Source organism: Acinetobacter sp. WC-323 (genome assembly GCF_000314615.1).
Classification (GTDB): domain Bacteria; phylum Pseudomonadota; class Gammaproteobacteria; order Pseudomonadales; family Moraxellaceae; genus Acinetobacter; species Acinetobacter courvalinii.
Window position 1 is genome coordinate 141587 of record NZ_AMZS01000058.1, and the last position, 15011, is coordinate 156597.

The following is a 15011-nucleotide window of genomic DNA, read 5'->3' on the forward strand; positions in this document are numbered from 1 at the left end:
ATCTGTCATCATGCTTGCTGATTCGTGCCGCTAGAGCGAAAGTTTAGGAGAAAACAATGTCTAACGAAAACCAACAGCCTACCCCAGAAGTTGAGCAAAACCCAAGTTCAGACAAAGTCAGCCCTTTCTTAAACACGCCACTGCCACAAGGCACCCCACAAGGTCAGCAACAGTCTTTACAACCAGATGCTGCACCGACCTCAACAGCTTCAATCCCAAAATATAATTTGCCGCGTGGTGCCAATACCGGCAACGTTGGTGCAACCACACACTTCGGTTATCAAACCGTGAGTAGTGATGACAAGGCACAAAAAGTTGCCGAAGTGTTCCATTCCGTTGCCAGCAAATACGACATCATGAATGACTTGATGTCATTTGGTATTCACCGTCTCTGGAAACGCTTTGCGATTAACATGTCAGGCGTTCGTCGTGGTCAGCACGTACTGGATATTGCCGGTGGTACAGGTGACTTGGCCAAAGTCTTCAGCCGAGAAGTTGGGCCACAAGGTCATGTGGTTTTATCAGACATCAACGAATCGATGCTCAATGTCGGCCGTGACCGTCTGATTGATGCCGGCTGTACCAATGTTGATTTCGTACTGGCCAATGCTGAAACTTTAGAGCCATTTGCAGACAACAGTTTTGATTTGGTCACCATCAGCTTTGGTCTGCGTAATGTGACTGATAAAGATGCTGCATTACAAGCGATGTATCGCGTGCTTAAGCCAGGCGGCCGCTTATTGATTCTTGAGTTTTCCAAGCCCGTGTTTGAGCCATTCTCAAAACTGTATGACCTGTATTCATTCACCGCCTTGCCGATCATGGGCAAACTGGTGGCCAATGATTCTGAAAGCTATAAATATCTGGCTGAATCGATCCGTATGCACCCGGACCAGCGCACCCTGAAAGGGATGATGGAAAATGCCGGATTCCAAAGCTGTGACTATCACAACTTAACTGGTGGTATTGTTGCGGTTCATCGTGGATTCAAACTTTAAGGTTTAAGATATGTGGTCGATTTTAGCACTCGGTGCAGTCGAACGTATCATTCATCATGTGATTGATCTGGATGCGATTACCCGCATGCAGCTCAATCAGCTACAAGGTCAATTATTACGTGTTGTGATTGATAGCCCACAACTCTCGGTTGATGTGTTTTTTGATGAGAATAGAGTTCGTCTCGAACCGACCGTGACGGGACAAAGTCAAAACCCTTCTATTTTTGAGCAACGTCCTTTTGATCCTCAAAAGACCCTCAAGGATGCCACTGCAACCTTGCATGTTGAAAATACCGTTGAGCTGGTTAAATTACTGCTTAGCGACATGGATCAGATTGGCAATATTCCATTGCAAGGTGATTATCACTTATTGCAGGATATTCAAAGAATCATGCAGCAGGCCGAGCCTGATCTGGCAGCGCATTTATCACCGTGGATCGGCCCACAACTGGCACATGAGTTGGGTAAAGTGCAACTTGCACCGAAACAGTTAAAACGCTCCCTGCAAAGCCATTTATTTTTTGTTGAAGATGCCTTAAAAGAAGACAGCGGTTTATTTGCCCCACGTTGGCAAATGGATGATCTCAATCGAGAGACCCGCCAACTCAATCAGGAAATTGATCGTCTAGAAGCCAAGCTTCAACAGCTCAATACTCAAGTTAATCCACCAAAGCAACCCACATAAGACTAGGTAAGACTTTATATGATTCCGCATGTTAAACGGTTACATGAACTCTGGCGTATCGCAGCACACTATCGCCTTGATACCCTGTTCCCTGCGGAAGAATTACCGGTTAAAGCACGTCATGCCTTAAATATCATTAAGATGCATCCTGCGGCCTGGTCGAGTCGTGAGAAAAAGAATCCGCTTAAACTGAAAGAAGCACTTGAAGACATGGGGCCGCTGGCGATTAAGCTGGGACAGCTATTGTCCACACGCCGCGACCTGATTCCGCCAGAGGTATTATCGCAACTGGTATTATTACAAGATCAGGTTAAGCCCTATGACACGCAACTGGCAAAACAACGGATTCAGGAATCACTAAAAGCGGATGTCACCACCCTGTTCTCACGCTTTGATGAACAGCCGCTTGCTGCCGCTTCGATTGCACAGGTGCATACAGCGGCGTTACATGATGGCCGCGAAGTGGTGGTGAAAGTTACGCGCCCGGATATTCGCAGTCAGATTCTGCAAGATTTTGAAATTCTGGCCTGGTTAGGTGACTGGCTGGAAAACCGTCTGGAAGCGGCCCGTGCCTTACATTTGTCTGAAATCATTCAAGATTATCGCCAGATCATTTTAAATGAACTGGACCTGAGCCTGGAAGCCGACAATACCCGTCGTATGCGTCACTACTTTACCGGTTCAAGCATGATGTACGTGCCTGAAGTCTATATGGACAGTAAAGATGTGATGGTGGCGGAACGGATTACCGGCGTGCCGATCTCGGACATCGCGACCTTTGACCGTTTAGGCATGGATCGCGCCGATCTGGCAGAAAAAGGCCTGACCATTTTCTTCACCCAGGTGTTCCGCGACAACTTCTTCCATGCGGACATGCATCCGGGCAATGTCTTTGTCGAGACCATTAACCCAAGCAATCCACGCTTTATTGCGCTGGACTGTGCCATCATGGGTGAGCTGTCCAAGCATGACCAGATGACTGTTGCACGTATGTTGCTGGCCGTGATGAACAGCAACTTTATGCAACTGATCCAGATCGTGCATCAGGCCGGCTGGATTCCGCCAGGCACCGATCAGGATGCCTTATCGCGTGAAATGCGCCGTACGGTCGGGCCAATGGTTTCAAAGCCGATGGATCAACTGGATTTCGCCGGTATCCTGATTCAGGTCATGGATATTGCACGTCGTTTCCATCTGGAAATTCCACCGCAACTCATGCTCTTGCTCAAGACACTGGTGCATGTTGAAGGTCTGGGAACAGATCTTTACCCGCAACTGGATATCTGGAAACTGGCCAAACCGATTCTAACCGAATGGGTCAAGGCCAATATGAACCCGGTCAAGAACATGAAAGAACTGGGCCAGCAAATTCCAGATCTGCTATTGAGTGCACAAGATATTCCAAGCCTGCTGATCGACAGTCTGAATGGTTTAAAAAATCAGTCGGCGTGGCATGACAAACAACTGCGTGAAATCCAGCAAATGCGTTTGCAAATGCAGCATCAGCAAAGACGTAGCTGGATGTTTGGCAGCAGCATGCTGATTTTACTGACGATTGCGATTATTACACCGTGGTTTATTTCCATTGTTCTGATTGTACTGAGTAGTCTGATTGCCCTGTGGCGCATCATGAAATAAGGTTCAGATCCCTTGCTTAGACAAGGGATTTTTTATGCCTCAGGATTCATTTTTCAAACTGACCGGGATCAGTTAAGATCATGATGAAATGATCTGATAACAGTCTGAAAAGAATAAATAATGAAATTACCTCATTTTGCTATTATCGGTGCGGGCACAGCTGGCTTGGCAAGCGCCATTCTACTGGCACGCGCAGGCCATCACGTCACCCTATTCGAGCAAGTTGAGACGCTTTCGCCAGTTGGTGCAGGCTTACTTTTACAACCTGCAGGTTTAGCCGTCTTTGAGCATTTAGGGGTACTGGAGCATGCACTTCAATTCGGTGCCAGAGTGACTGGCTTAGAAGGCCAGCTTGCAGATAAACGACTGTTGGTAAATAGTCATTATCGTGAGGCAGGCAGCAATCTGTATGGACTCGGCATTCATCGCGCAACTTTATGTCACGTCCTCACCCAAAAGCTGGCTGAATATTCTAGTCATGTCACCTGGCGGATGAGTCACTCAATCGACTCGATTCAGGAAAGTACCCATGCAGTTCGGCTATTCGGTACGCATCAGCAACAGAAATTTGATCAACATTTTGATGCCGTCCTGATTGCCAATGGTGCCCGTAGCCAGTTACGCCCCAAAGCATGGGTTCAAGTGGATCAGGCATATCCGTGGGGTGCGGCGTGGAGCATCGTGCCAGAATGCCCAAACTTAAATCCTGAAATTTTGCATCAATTCTATGACCGTTCCCAAATCATGATGGGTGTGCTGCCCACAGGTGCCATCCCGTCTGCTCCACAACAACGATTGTCCAGTGTGTTCTGGAGTTTGCCGACCGCGCAACTGGACGCTTTTCTCAAAGATGAATCGGCAAAACAGCAATGGTTACAGCAAGTCGGCGATCGTTGGCCTGAGGTTGGAGACTGGCTCAAACAGCTTTTGGCAAATCAGCAGAATCAACCGCAATGGCTTTCCGCTCAATACCAGGATGTGGTGATGTCACAATTTGGACAAGGGCGAATCGGCGTGATCGGTGATGCTGCCCATGCCATGAGTCCACAACTGGGACAAGGGGCCAATATGGCTTTAATGGATGCCTGGGCTTTTTCTCAATCCTTACAGGCTGCAACCCCTCATCAGCAAACCGACTGGCCCATGCTCTGGCAACACTACCATCAACATCGTCGTTCTTCGACCCGGTTCTACCAGTTTCTCAGCCGATTATTAACGCCATTGTATCAATCTGATCATTGGTGGGCAGGTGGCATACGCGATCTGACCTTCCCTTGGCTGTATCAAATCCCCTATTTTCGTAAAGAAATGGCCATCACCATTTCAGGCTTAAAGACAGGACTGTTTCAACAACTGGATTATCAGCAGGTGGCACATTATGCTGGTTCAAACCATGCATTGAAAAATACCAATGCATCTGTCCTTGAATATGAATGAGCACAGTGAAATATGAAAATTAGTCATTTAGACCATCTGGTTCTGACCGTTGCCGATATTGAGACAACGTGTAAATTCTATCAATCAGCCCTGAATTTTGAAGTCATTGTTTTTGGTGAAAACCGCAAGGCGCTACAATTTGGTCATCAAAAAATTAACCTGCATCAAGCAGGCAAAGCGTTTGAACCTAAAGCACTTCACCCAACGCCAGGTTCAGCCGATTTATGTTTTATTGCGGAAACGCCACTCAATGAAGTGATTGCACATCTTCAGGCCCAGCACATTGAAATCATTGAAGGTCCTGTGCAAAGAACAGGGGCAATGGGAAAAATCCTTTCAATTTATTTCCGTGATCCGGATCAGAATCTGATTGAAATATCGAACGATCTTTAATGCCCTATCCGCGATTTTTTAGCCCGCAAGCATAGCCAACCCCAGCCACAAACGCTACACTAGCTGCTTTCCACCCAATGGATTTTCACTCATGTCAAACTGGTTAGATGAAGTTAAATTTGATTCCAATGGTCTTGTTCCTGCCATTGCACAACATCATCAAACAGGTCGAGTGTTAATGGTTGCGTGGATGAATCGTGAGGCATTACAACTGACTGCGGAAAAAAATCAGGCGGTGTATTACTCGCGTTCACGTCAAAAACTCTGGCACAAAGGCGAAGAGTCAGGGCACTTTCAAACCGTGCATGAAATTCGTCTCGATTGCGATGCCGATGTCATCATTCTACAAATTGAACAGCATGGTGGCATTGCCTGTCACACAGGTCGTGAATCTTGCTTCTATCGCAAACTTACCCCACAAGGCTGGGAAATCGTAGATGCCCAACTGAAAGACCCGACGGCGATTTATGGCGCATCGGCAAAAGTTGAAGCACATGATCAGGTTCAAAATGAACAGGTGGATGTGCTTGCTTATCTCGGGCGTTTGATGCAAGAACGTAAAAATGCCGAAGCCGACAACTCTTATGTGGCTAGCCTGTACAAAAAAGGCATCAATAAAATTTTAGAAAAAGTCGGTGAGGAAAGTGTCGAAAGCATTATCGCTGCCAAAGATTATGCCGTGCATGCCTCACTGGAAAATAAACACGATCTGGTTTATGAAGTCGCCGATCTCTGGTTCCACAGTATTGTCATGCTGGGTTATTTCGACCTTGATCCGCAAGTGGTACTGGATGAACTGGCACGTCGCCAAGGTTTGTCTGGTTTAGTTGAAAAAGCGAACCGTAGTCAAGAAGCGTAAATAGAGCCTGTGTCAAATATAGAAAAACCAAAAGCCACCTATGAGCAAGCAATTGCCATAGACAATGCCCGTTTAGGCCAGTCTTTTAAAGTGATTGCGTATGCTGGCACAGGTAAAACCACGACTTTGCAAATGATCAGTGATGCCATGCCAGAACGGCGTGGTATGTATCTGGCCTTTAACAAGGCAATTGCTTCAGAAGCACAGAATAAATTTCATGGCAATGTAAACTGTCGCACCTTCCACTCACTGGCATTTCGTAGTGTTCCACGTGGAGTCACCGACAAGTTACGGCTGCCCCGTCTCAGCCCGAGTTTTATTGCCAAAGAATATCGTCTGGAGCCCATTACATTACGTCGCCTGATGGGCGGACGCTATGAAAAATATGTCCTGATGCCCAGCCGTCTGGCCAGTCTGGTGGCCAATGCGGTCAGCTATTTTTGTTCGACCAGTTCCCAATACCCAGCCCCACGTCATATTCAGGCACCAAGCTGGTTACATCTGGATGACATTGAAGCCTTACAGCAACACCTCTACCCTGCGGTAGAACGTCGTTGGCTGGAGTCGATTGATCCCAATCATCAGGCGGGCATTGGGCATGATATTTACCTGAAACTATGGGCCTTATCGGAACCGAATATTCCAGCAGACTATGTGCTGTTTGATGAAGCACAGGATGCCGATCCATTGATGCTGGGCATTTTGCTCCGTCAAAAAAGTACCCAGGTGATTTATGTCGGCGATGCCCATCAGCAAATCTATGCATGGCGTGGAGCAATCAATGCCATGCAGCAAATGCCCTTACCGGAAAGCCGTCTCACCACTTCTTTCCGTTTTGGTGACGCGATTGCCGATGTAGCCAATAGCTTACTCGGCGCATTGAATGAAACCGTGCCCTTACTCGGCAATCCCAATGTTAAATCGAGTGTCGTCAACAAGCCACATACCAAAATGCGGGATGCGATCCTGTGCCGGACCAATGCCCGTGCCATGGAGTTACTGCTTTCTGGTCTGGTGCATGGAGATAAAGTCAGCCTGCAAGCCGATCATCAAAAACTCAGCCGCTTTGTCGATGCTGCCAGTTTGCTGAAACAAGGTAAACGCATCACCGATGTGCCTGAACTGGCCTGGTTTAACTCATGGCATGATGTGCATGAGTATTGTGAAACCAATGATGGCAGTGATATCAAGCCTTTAGTCAAACTGGTTGACGATCATGGTACCGATCCACTAAAACGGGCACTGGCAAAAATCACGCCGATTGAGCAGGCGGATTATGTCATCTCGACGGCCCATAAAGCCAAAGGACTGGAGTGGAACCGTGTTCATATCGAAGATGACTACCAGTTTAAAATAAATGGAATGGAACATAAAATTACAGATGAAGAGTTAAGATTACTTTACGTGGCCTGCACGCGTGCTAAAGTAAGTTTAAATATTCATCATTTATACGACTTAATACAACAATTAAAACAGCGAGCGCCCGCAAGTCTTCGTCAGTCCGCAGGTTAAAGCGCTCATGATTGAGGTCAGCTTATGCAACTTGAATCGGTTCTTTTTAAACATATCGGCATGTTTCGGGATCTGAAACTCGATTTCTATCCTGAACAGCAGCCCATCACCCTGATTTTGGGTGATCAGGCCACCGGTAAAAGCACCATTTTAAAAAATATCTACCAAAGCCTGACCTGGTTTTCTGCACGTTATAAAGATATACGTACTGCAGGGGTGGTAATTGCCGATCAGGATATCCTGTTAAATAGACTTCAAGCCAAAATCCAGATGCATGTGCGCATGAGCAGTGAGCTGAATGTGGCCTTACCGGAAAGTAGCACCGCCCAGACCGCCGATACCCAGACCTGCATGTGGAAGTTGTATAAAACCTTTAATGCCCAAGGTGTTGGCATCAGTCAGGTGGAAACCCAGCAACTCGACCAGCTGGTTACGCTGTATCAGAAAACCAATCAGCAGGACCCGCTCCTCGGCTTACCACTGATTGCCTACTATCCGGCTGAGCGTTTTGTACAAGATATTAATTTACAAAGTAAAAATACACCGGGGACTTTGCAGGAAATTGCTGCCTATGATCTGACTGCAATTCCTTACACCACTTTTGCGCGTTTTTTTGAATGGTTGCGTGAAATCAGCGATGTAGAGAATGCGCATTCGGCTCACATAGTCCGGCGTTTAATGGGCAATGATTTTAATCAGCAAAACCAGTCAGAAATTTTGCAAGAATTGCAGCAGGAACTGGTCAATCATCCTAAACAGCTGTCTGCACCGAATTTGTATGCCTTGAAAAGCAGTCTACAAACCGTTTTTCCCGAACTGAATGATATTTACATTCAATACGTACCCAAACTGCAGTTAATGGTGCGCTATCAGGAACAGACCCTGCCCTTCCAACTGCTGTCTGCTTCGATGAAAGCCTGGATTGCACTGGTGGGCGATATCAGCCGACGACTGTGTTTATTAAACCAGCACTGTTTTAATCCCTGTCTGGAAGGTGAAGGGATTTTGCTGATTGACCAGATTGATCACCAGCTCGACCAGCATATGTGTGCTGAAATTCTGGCGCGCTTACATCAGGCATTTCCTCGCCTGCAAATTATTAGCACAGGCAACCGTGATGCCTTACTTGAGCATGCAGCGCAATATCAATGCCTGAAACTGGATCAAAAAGGCATTTATGAAATTGATCTGGAAGCCTCCCAACAGCAGCTTTCGGCCTTGTATCAAGAGCTGGCACAAACACAAGAGATGAGTTCAATCGAACAGCAAAATGTCCTGCAGGCTGATCCTTTATCGAACAAAGTTGATGAGTTATTTCATCAGATTCAGGCTCTGAATGAACAGGAAAAGAGCGATTTAATTCACTTGCTCAAGATCGATGACACCCCGCAGGAGAGCCCACTTTAATTGATTGCCCAAACTGGATAATTCCGTGGTTTAAAACAAAAAGTGTTGTTATTTTCATGTAATAACATCAGATTTTTATTGATGTTTTATAGTAAAATAAATCTCATTTTTTATTTTCAAGTTGTGCAATACAACTTGCTGCCTCCGTTAACTTGATTGGGCTTCAAGATTTAAAGTTTTTGGTATTCTCTTTGAGTGCCTGTAAGTCTTGAAAAAAATTCACCCTTAGGTCTCGACCTAAATCATCGACATGGATACCAGTGTGCTACCGATTATTATCCTATTACCGCTCATACTCGGCACCACCCTTGTCTCACAATTGCAACGTATTTCACGGGGCGTGACGGCACTTGGGGCGATTGGCATCAGCCTTAGCTGTTTTATTTTACTTCTTACTCAGGCAGAAACGGTTCTACAGGGCAATACCCTGCAACAAAGCTGGGACTGGCTTCCGCAGCTTGGGATCAATCTTAGTTTTCGACTGGATGCATTAGGTTTATTGTTTGGTCTGCTGATTAGCGGTATCGGCACACTCATTTATATTTATGCCTATTATTATCTCAGCCCGAAAAACTCGCTCAGTAAACTCTATCAATTATTAATGCTGTTTATGGCAGCCATGCTGGGGATTTCGCTCTCCAACAACCTGATCCTGTTATTGGTGTTTTGGGAGTTAACCAGTATTTCCTCTTTCCTGCTGGTCGGTTACTGGAGTCAGTATGATGCGGCCCAGCGTGGTGCCCGTATGGCACTTACGATCACAGGTATGGGTGGTTTGGCAATGCTGGGGGGCTTTGTCTTACTGGGTCAGATCACCGGAACTTATCAGATCGACCAACTGGTGCTGATGAAAAATACCATTCAGCAACATGCGCTATTTGTTCCGACCTTATTGCTGATCTTACTTGGGGCTTTTACCAAAAGTGCGCAGTTCCCGTTTCACTTCTGGTTACCCAATGCCATGGCAGCACCTACGCCTGTCTCGGCTTATCTGCATTCGGCAACAATGGTCAAGGCAGGGATTTTCCTGCTGGCCCGTTTAGCACCTATTTTTATCGGTGCTGCGCTGTACCACAACATCGTGACCTTTGTCGGTCTATTCACCTTGTGTATGGCCGCAGGTTTTGCAATTTTCAAAGAAGACCTGAAAGGACTTCTGGCCTATTCAACTATCAGCCATTTAGGTTTGATTGTCTGCCTGCTCGGTATCGGTTCACCGCTTGCCGTTGCAGCGGCAGTATTCCATATCATCAACCATGCCACCTTTAAAGCGGCATTGTTCATGATTGCAGGGATTATCGACCATGAAACCGGTACCCGTGACTTGCGTAAGCTTAGTGGTGTCTGGCAACTACTTCCCTTCACTGCAACCTTGACCATGATCACGGCGGCATCTATGGCAGGCGTTCCCCTCACCAATGGTTTCATCTCCAAAGAGATGTTCTTTACCGAGTTACTGGCGAATCTATCTGGTCCGGTCATGGTGATCTCGGCCATTATTGCGACCTTGGCCGGTATTTTTGCAGTGAGTTATTCGATTCGACTGGTTCACGGTGTGTTCTTTGATGGTCCGCTGGGTAAACAGGTTCCAAATAAAGATGCGCATGAACCACCATTAGGCATGCGCTTACCCGCAATCATCCTTGCGACTTTGTGTATCTTGGTCGGCATCCTCCCTGCCCTGCTCGCAGGCACCCTAGTGAATAGCGTGACGCGTGCCAGTCTGGCTCAACCTGAATTTGAAGGTGTGCATCTGGCGATCTGGCATGGGGTGAATGCACCGTTGCTAATGAGTGTGATTGCCTTAATTGGCGGAGCATTGTTCTATTTCGCACTAGCCAAAGACGGACGCATTCGCAAGATTGATCTTGATCCACATCTGGGTAAATTTCAGGGCCGAGTCCTGTTCGATCTGTTCCTGAAACATTTACTGCTCAGCAGTCGCCGCATGAAGCAAACCACTGAAAATGGTTCTCTGCAAAGCTATCTGCTCTGGATCGTCCTGTTTAGTATTGTCATGGTGGCACTGCCGCTGTTGAATCAGGGACTGACCACAGGGACACGAGAACTGACCCATGCGCCGTGGGTGGCGATCGTGTTATGGCTCACGTTGTTCTCTGGTTGCTGGATGATGCTATGGTTCCACCATGAACGAATCAAGGCAGTGCTGATCAGTGGTGCGGTTGGTTTAGTGGTGACCATGGTGTTCGTGACCCTGTCTGCACCTGACCTGGCATTAACGCAAATTACAGTAGACGTCGTGACCACGGTTTTACTGCTCATGAGCTTGTCATTACTGCCGCAACTGACACCATACGAATCGAGTCGTTCACGCCGCTGGAGAGATGCAACCCTGGCCATTGTAGGTGGATTGGGTATTGGCTGGATTACGTGGCTGTTACTGACCCGTGACCACAATTCAATTTCGTGGTTCTTCATGCAACAGGCGATTCCACTTGGCGGTGGATCAAATGTGGTGAACGTAATTCTGGTGGATTTCCGTGGCTTCGATACCTTCGGTGAAATCACGGTATTGGGTATCGCAGCCATTGGTGCGCTGTGCTTGATGGATGGCATGCGTGCGCATGGTACCACCATGACCCAAGGCCTGACTTATCGCTTCAACCCTTCTCCACTGATGCTACGTATTACTGCGTCATGGATCTTGCCACTCGCGCTTGTGGTCAGTGTGTATATTTTCATGCGCGGTCATAATCTGCCGGGTGGCGGCTTCATCGCGGGCTTGATTACCTCAATGGCCTTGGTGATCCAGTACATCGTGCTGGGACAAGACCAGACCGAACAGATGATCAAAGCCAAATCAGGCCGTCTGTATGAGTTATGGATCGGTTCTGGCTTAACCATTGCCGGTTTAACCGGTATTGCAGCCTGGTTCTGGGCACGTCCATTCCTGACCAGTGCACATATTTATGTAGAAGCACCGTTACTCGGAAAAATGCATCTTGCATCTGCAGTTGCCTTTGATACAGGGGTTTATATCACTGTTGTAGGGGCCACCATGTTATTGATCTCGGTCTTGGGGGACTCACGTCACTCCAGTATGTCAGGCCCGATCCCAAGTGGAGATAAAGAAAATGGTTAGTATTGAATTTTTACTCGCTTCAGGGATTGGTTTACTGACCGCAACAGGTATTTATTTGATTCTCCGTGCCAGAACCTTTCCTGTTGTGCTTGGCCTTGCCATGATCGGTTATGCAGTCAACCTGTTCCTGTTCGCAATGGGACGCTTGCAAATCAATGCCCCTGCTGTCTTGACCCAAGCCACTAAAGTCACCGATCCATTGCCGCAGGCACTGGTCTTGACTGCTATTGTGATTGGCTTTGCAACCACAGCATTTATTGTGCAACTTGCCTTACGTAGCCGTTATGAATCAGGTACTGATCATGTCGACTCCAAAGAAGAACCCACCTTGACTTATGACCCACGTGAGGATGAGCCATAATGTTTGATTTTTATAATTTCTGGCACGCTCATGCTCCGATTATCAGTATCTTAATTCCGGCTTTTACCAGTTTTATATTGATCTTACTCGGCAACCCGGGTTCAGGCTCGTTAAAACAAGATTGGCGCCAGCCTTGGCGTCGCGGCATCAGTCTGGGCTCAGCAATTCTGGGGCTCATCACCGCGGTGAGCTATCTGGGAATTGCCAGTACCGGACAGATCACGGTATATCAACTCAGCGAATGGTCTGCACCTTTTGGCATTGTACTGGTACTGGACCAACTTTCTGCCTTTATGCTGGTGCTGACTTATGTGCTTGCGGTACCGGTAATCTGGTTTTCAAGTGATAACTGGGACACCCGTGGACGCTATTTCCACACCATGGTGCATTTCCTGCTGATGGGAATCGCGGGCGCCTTCCTCACCGGCGACTTGTTTAACTTATTCGTATTCTTTGAAATCCTGTTGATGGCGTCTTATGTGCTGCTGTTACATGATCAGGGCCGTCCACGGTTTCAACTGGGGATTCACTACGTCACCATTAACCTGCTCGCCTCTGCCCTGTTCCTGATCGGCTTAGGCATGATCTATGGCAGTGTGGGTAGCCTGAATATGGCCGATGTCGGGCGTCTGGTTCCGACTCTGGATGGTGATCAGCATAAACTTGCAATTGCAGGCGGTTTTTTACTATTTGTGGTGTTTGGTATTAAAGCTGCCATGCTGCCTGTCGGCTTCTGGTTGCCAAAAACCTATGCCGTTGCCAGCACCCCTGTTGCCGCACTGTTTACCATCATGACCAAAGTCGGCATCTATGCGATTTTAAGGGTCAACGGGACCGTATTTGATGATGTCATGGCCCAGAGTATTCTCAAGAACTGCCTGCTGATTATTGGCTTGATTACTTCATTGTATGGGGTAGTCGGTGCAATTGGCGCAGAACGCTTACGTCGTTTTGTCGGCTTTATGGTGTTATCGTCAATCGGTACCCTGCTGATCGCGATTGCCATGTTCAATACCGAAGCATGGGCCGCGGCACTGTATTATCTGGTACACAGCACCTTGATCGGGGCAGCATTCTATTTATTCTGTGGCTGGATCACCTCACAACGGGGTGCTTTCAAAGACCATCTAAAAGTTGCACCTAAAATCAAGCAGGAAAAAGCAGCAGCATTTACCTATTTCATCATTGCGTTAATGTTGGCTGGTTTACCACCTTTCAGTGGTTTCTTGGGCAAAGTCTTTATTTTACAAGCCACTGCGGAAACGCCTTATCAGGGCTGGATTATTGCAGTGATCCTGATCGTCAGCTTGCTCAGCATTATCGCGCTGACGCGGGTAGGTTTTATTCTGTTCTGGCGTGCAACACCACCGGAACAAGACCAGAAAGAAGCTGCTTATGCTGAATATCAGGCTTTGCCTGAAGTTGCACCCAAACGCAATGACAAGGCCATCTATATTCTACTGGCCAGCTTGATGGCCTATGTAGTCTTTGCTGCGCCTATCCAAAGCTATACCACAGCCACGGCACAGCAAATCCAGAACCATGCCCTGTATAACCAGACCATTCTGAAAAATGATGCGCAGGGTCGACCGATCAGTGTCCAGCCTTATGATCCGAGTTATTTACCTGAAACCAAATATGGCGGTGAAGTCGAAGATCATAATGCCCTGTTGATTCCGGATATTATTTCCAAGCCAACACTGCAAGGTGAGCATATTTCTGAATACAAGCAGCGTCAAATCGCTGGGCAGGTTTTGGAAGCACCGACCATTCCGAATAGCACACAGTTAAAACCAATGGAGGAACACTGATGCAAAAATTATCTTTGCTTGACCGTTGGTTTCCGCATCCCTTTGTGTCTGTGCTGATTTTTGTGAGCTGGCTGATGCTGGCTCACAGTCTGGATGTAACCGATCTTTTAATTGCGGTGATTCTGGCCATCGGGATTGCGCGCCTGGTCAGCCCCTTTATTGACAGAACCCCGCATATTCAGTGGATGCCTGCCATTAAACTGTTTTTCGTGGTGCTTTGGGATATCGTGATCTCTAATTTCCGCGTTGCTAAAATGGTACTTGGCCCTATGGATCAATTACATCCGAAATGGTATCGCGTTCCTCTGGAAACCGAACACGAGCAGGTCAACACCTTGCTGGCCATGATCATTACGACTACGCCCGGTACGGTTTCAGCGGGGATTGATCAGGAGCGTGGCGATATTCTGGTACATGCGCTCAGTACCGATAATGCCGAGCTTGATATTCAGGACATTAAAAAGCGTTATGAAATGCCTTTAATCGAAATCTTTGACGTGAAGATTGCAGCAGAAGGAGCAACCAAATGACTATTCTCCCTTATGCATTGGGTATTGGCTTAATTGCAATTACCATCTCGATGTTTATGTGCCTGATCCGTCTGATTGCAGGTCCTTCGGTCATTGATCGACTGCTGGCCCTGGATACCCTGTTCCTGAATGCCACCTGTTTAATCATCGTGTTGGGCATTTATTGGGTCAGCACCAATCTATTTGAAGGTGCGCTTCTGGTGGCCATGCTGGGCTTTGTTTCGACCGCTGCCCTCGCCCGCTATTTCACTACTGGTCACGTGATTGATTAAGGAGC

Annotated in this window: 13 protein-coding genes; all 13 read left to right on the forward strand. The window is 47.3% G+C overall.

Going from position 1 to position 15011, the window contains the following annotated elements:
• Nucleotides 1-56: 56 nt before the first annotated feature.
• Nucleotides 57-998, forward strand: coding sequence for a bifunctional demethylmenaquinone methyltransferase/2-methoxy-6-polyprenyl-1,4-benzoquinol methylase UbiE (gene ubiE, locus ACINWC323_RS05065; protein ID WP_005226482.1), 942 nt, complete (start codon nucleotides 57-59; stop codon nucleotides 996-998).
• Between the two features lie 10 nt (nucleotides 999-1008).
• Entirely contained in the window at nucleotides 1009-1683 is a 675-nt protein-coding gene (locus tag ACINWC323_RS05060) for a ubiquinone biosynthesis accessory factor UbiJ (protein WP_009514256.1), read from the forward strand.
• 18 nt (nucleotides 1684-1701) lie between these two features.
• Complete coding sequence (locus tag ACINWC323_RS05055; protein ID WP_009514153.1) at nucleotides 1702-3321, forward strand: ABC1 kinase family protein; 1620 nt, start codon at nucleotides 1702-1704, stop codon at nucleotides 3319-3321.
• Between the two features lie 120 nt (nucleotides 3322-3441).
• A complete protein-coding gene (locus ACINWC323_RS05050; protein ID WP_009514291.1) occupies nucleotides 3442-4758 on the forward strand; it encodes an FAD-dependent oxidoreductase in 1317 nt (438 codons plus the stop codon).
• 12 nt (nucleotides 4759-4770) lie between these two features.
• Nucleotides 4771-5151 (forward strand): VOC family protein, encoded by a 381-nt coding sequence (locus ACINWC323_RS05045; protein ID WP_009514134.1) that lies wholly within the window; start codon nucleotides 4771-4773, stop codon nucleotides 5149-5151.
• 91 nt (nucleotides 5152-5242) lie between these two features.
• A complete protein-coding gene (gene hisIE, locus ACINWC323_RS05040; protein WP_009514250.1) occupies nucleotides 5243-6010 on the forward strand; it encodes a bifunctional phosphoribosyl-AMP cyclohydrolase/phosphoribosyl-ATP diphosphatase HisIE in 768 nt (255 codons plus the stop codon).
• A 9-nt stretch (nucleotides 6011-6019) separates the two neighbouring features.
• Nucleotides 6020-7522, forward strand: a complete 1503-nt coding sequence (locus tag ACINWC323_RS05035) for a UvrD-helicase domain-containing protein (protein ID WP_005226465.1) — start codon at nucleotides 6020-6022, stop codon at nucleotides 7520-7522.
• 24 nt (nucleotides 7523-7546) lie between these two features.
• Nucleotides 7547-8929 carry an ATP-binding protein gene (locus ACINWC323_RS05030; RefSeq protein ID WP_009514233.1) on the forward strand — a complete coding sequence of 461 codons (1383 nt, stop codon included), beginning with the start codon at nucleotides 7547-7549 and terminating at the stop codon, nucleotides 8927-8929.
• Between the two features lie 250 nt (nucleotides 8930-9179).
• The gene (locus tag ACINWC323_RS05025) at nucleotides 9180-12032 is read left to right on the forward strand and encodes a monovalent cation/H+ antiporter subunit A (protein WP_009514317.1); all 2853 of its coding nucleotides are present in this window, start codon (nucleotides 9180-9182) and stop codon (nucleotides 12030-12032) included.
• On the forward strand, nucleotides 12025-12393 hold the full coding sequence (locus ACINWC323_RS05020; protein ID WP_004774108.1) for a Na+/H+ antiporter subunit C: 369 nt from the start codon (nucleotides 12025-12027) through the stop codon (nucleotides 12391-12393). The genes ACINWC323_RS05025 and ACINWC323_RS05020 overlap by 8 nt, the downstream gene beginning before the upstream one ends.
• Nucleotides 12393-14204 carry a monovalent cation/H+ antiporter subunit D gene (locus ACINWC323_RS05015; RefSeq protein ID WP_009514107.1) on the forward strand — a complete coding sequence of 604 codons (1812 nt, stop codon included), beginning with the start codon at nucleotides 12393-12395 and terminating at the stop codon, nucleotides 14202-14204. The genes ACINWC323_RS05020 and ACINWC323_RS05015 overlap by 1 nt, the downstream gene beginning before the upstream one ends.
• Nucleotides 14204-14734 (forward strand): Na+/H+ antiporter subunit E, encoded by a 531-nt coding sequence (locus tag ACINWC323_RS05010; protein WP_005280861.1) that lies wholly within the window; start codon nucleotides 14204-14206, stop codon nucleotides 14732-14734. Before ACINWC323_RS05015 ends, ACINWC323_RS05010 begins: the two co-directional genes overlap by 1 nt.
• Nucleotides 14731-15006, forward strand: coding sequence for a monovalent cation/H+ antiporter subunit F (locus ACINWC323_RS05005; RefSeq protein ID WP_009514295.1), 276 nt, complete (start codon nucleotides 14731-14733; stop codon nucleotides 15004-15006). Before ACINWC323_RS05010 ends, ACINWC323_RS05005 begins: the two co-directional genes overlap by 4 nt.
• Nucleotides 15007-15011: the final 5 nt, after the last annotated feature.

Coding starts and splice junctions, on each gene's coding strand:
- ACINWC323_RS05010 (WP_005280861.1), top strand. CDS start 14,204: ATGCAAAAATTATCTTTGCTTGACCGTTGGTTTCCGCATCCCTTTGTG.
- ACINWC323_RS05020 (WP_004774108.1), top strand. CDS start 12,025: ATGGTTAGTATTGAATTTTTACTCGCTTCAGGGATTGGTTTACTGACC.
- ubiE (WP_005226482.1), top strand. CDS start 57: ATGTCTAACGAAAACCAACAGCCTACCCCAGAAGTTGAGCAAAACCCA.
- ACINWC323_RS05005 (WP_009514295.1), top strand. CDS start 14,731: ATGACTATTCTCCCTTATGCATTGGGTATTGGCTTAATTGCAATTACC.
- ACINWC323_RS05025 (WP_009514317.1), top strand. CDS start 9,180: ATGGATACCAGTGTGCTACCGATTATTATCCTATTACCGCTCATACTC.
- ACINWC323_RS05060 (WP_009514256.1), top strand. CDS start 1,009: ATGTGGTCGATTTTAGCACTCGGTGCAGTCGAACGTATCATTCATCAT.
- ACINWC323_RS05030 (WP_009514233.1), top strand. CDS start 7,547: ATGCAACTTGAATCGGTTCTTTTTAAACATATCGGCATGTTTCGGGAT.
- ACINWC323_RS05055 (WP_009514153.1), top strand. CDS start 1,702: ATGATTCCGCATGTTAAACGGTTACATGAACTCTGGCGTATCGCAGCA.
- ACINWC323_RS05045 (WP_009514134.1), top strand. CDS start 4,771: ATGAAAATTAGTCATTTAGACCATCTGGTTCTGACCGTTGCCGATATT.
- ACINWC323_RS05015 (WP_009514107.1), top strand. CDS start 12,393: ATGTTTGATTTTTATAATTTCTGGCACGCTCATGCTCCGATTATCAGT.
- ACINWC323_RS05050 (WP_009514291.1), top strand. CDS start 3,442: ATGAAATTACCTCATTTTGCTATTATCGGTGCGGGCACAGCTGGCTTG.
- hisIE (WP_009514250.1), top strand. CDS start 5,243: ATGTCAAACTGGTTAGATGAAGTTAAATTTGATTCCAATGGTCTTGTT.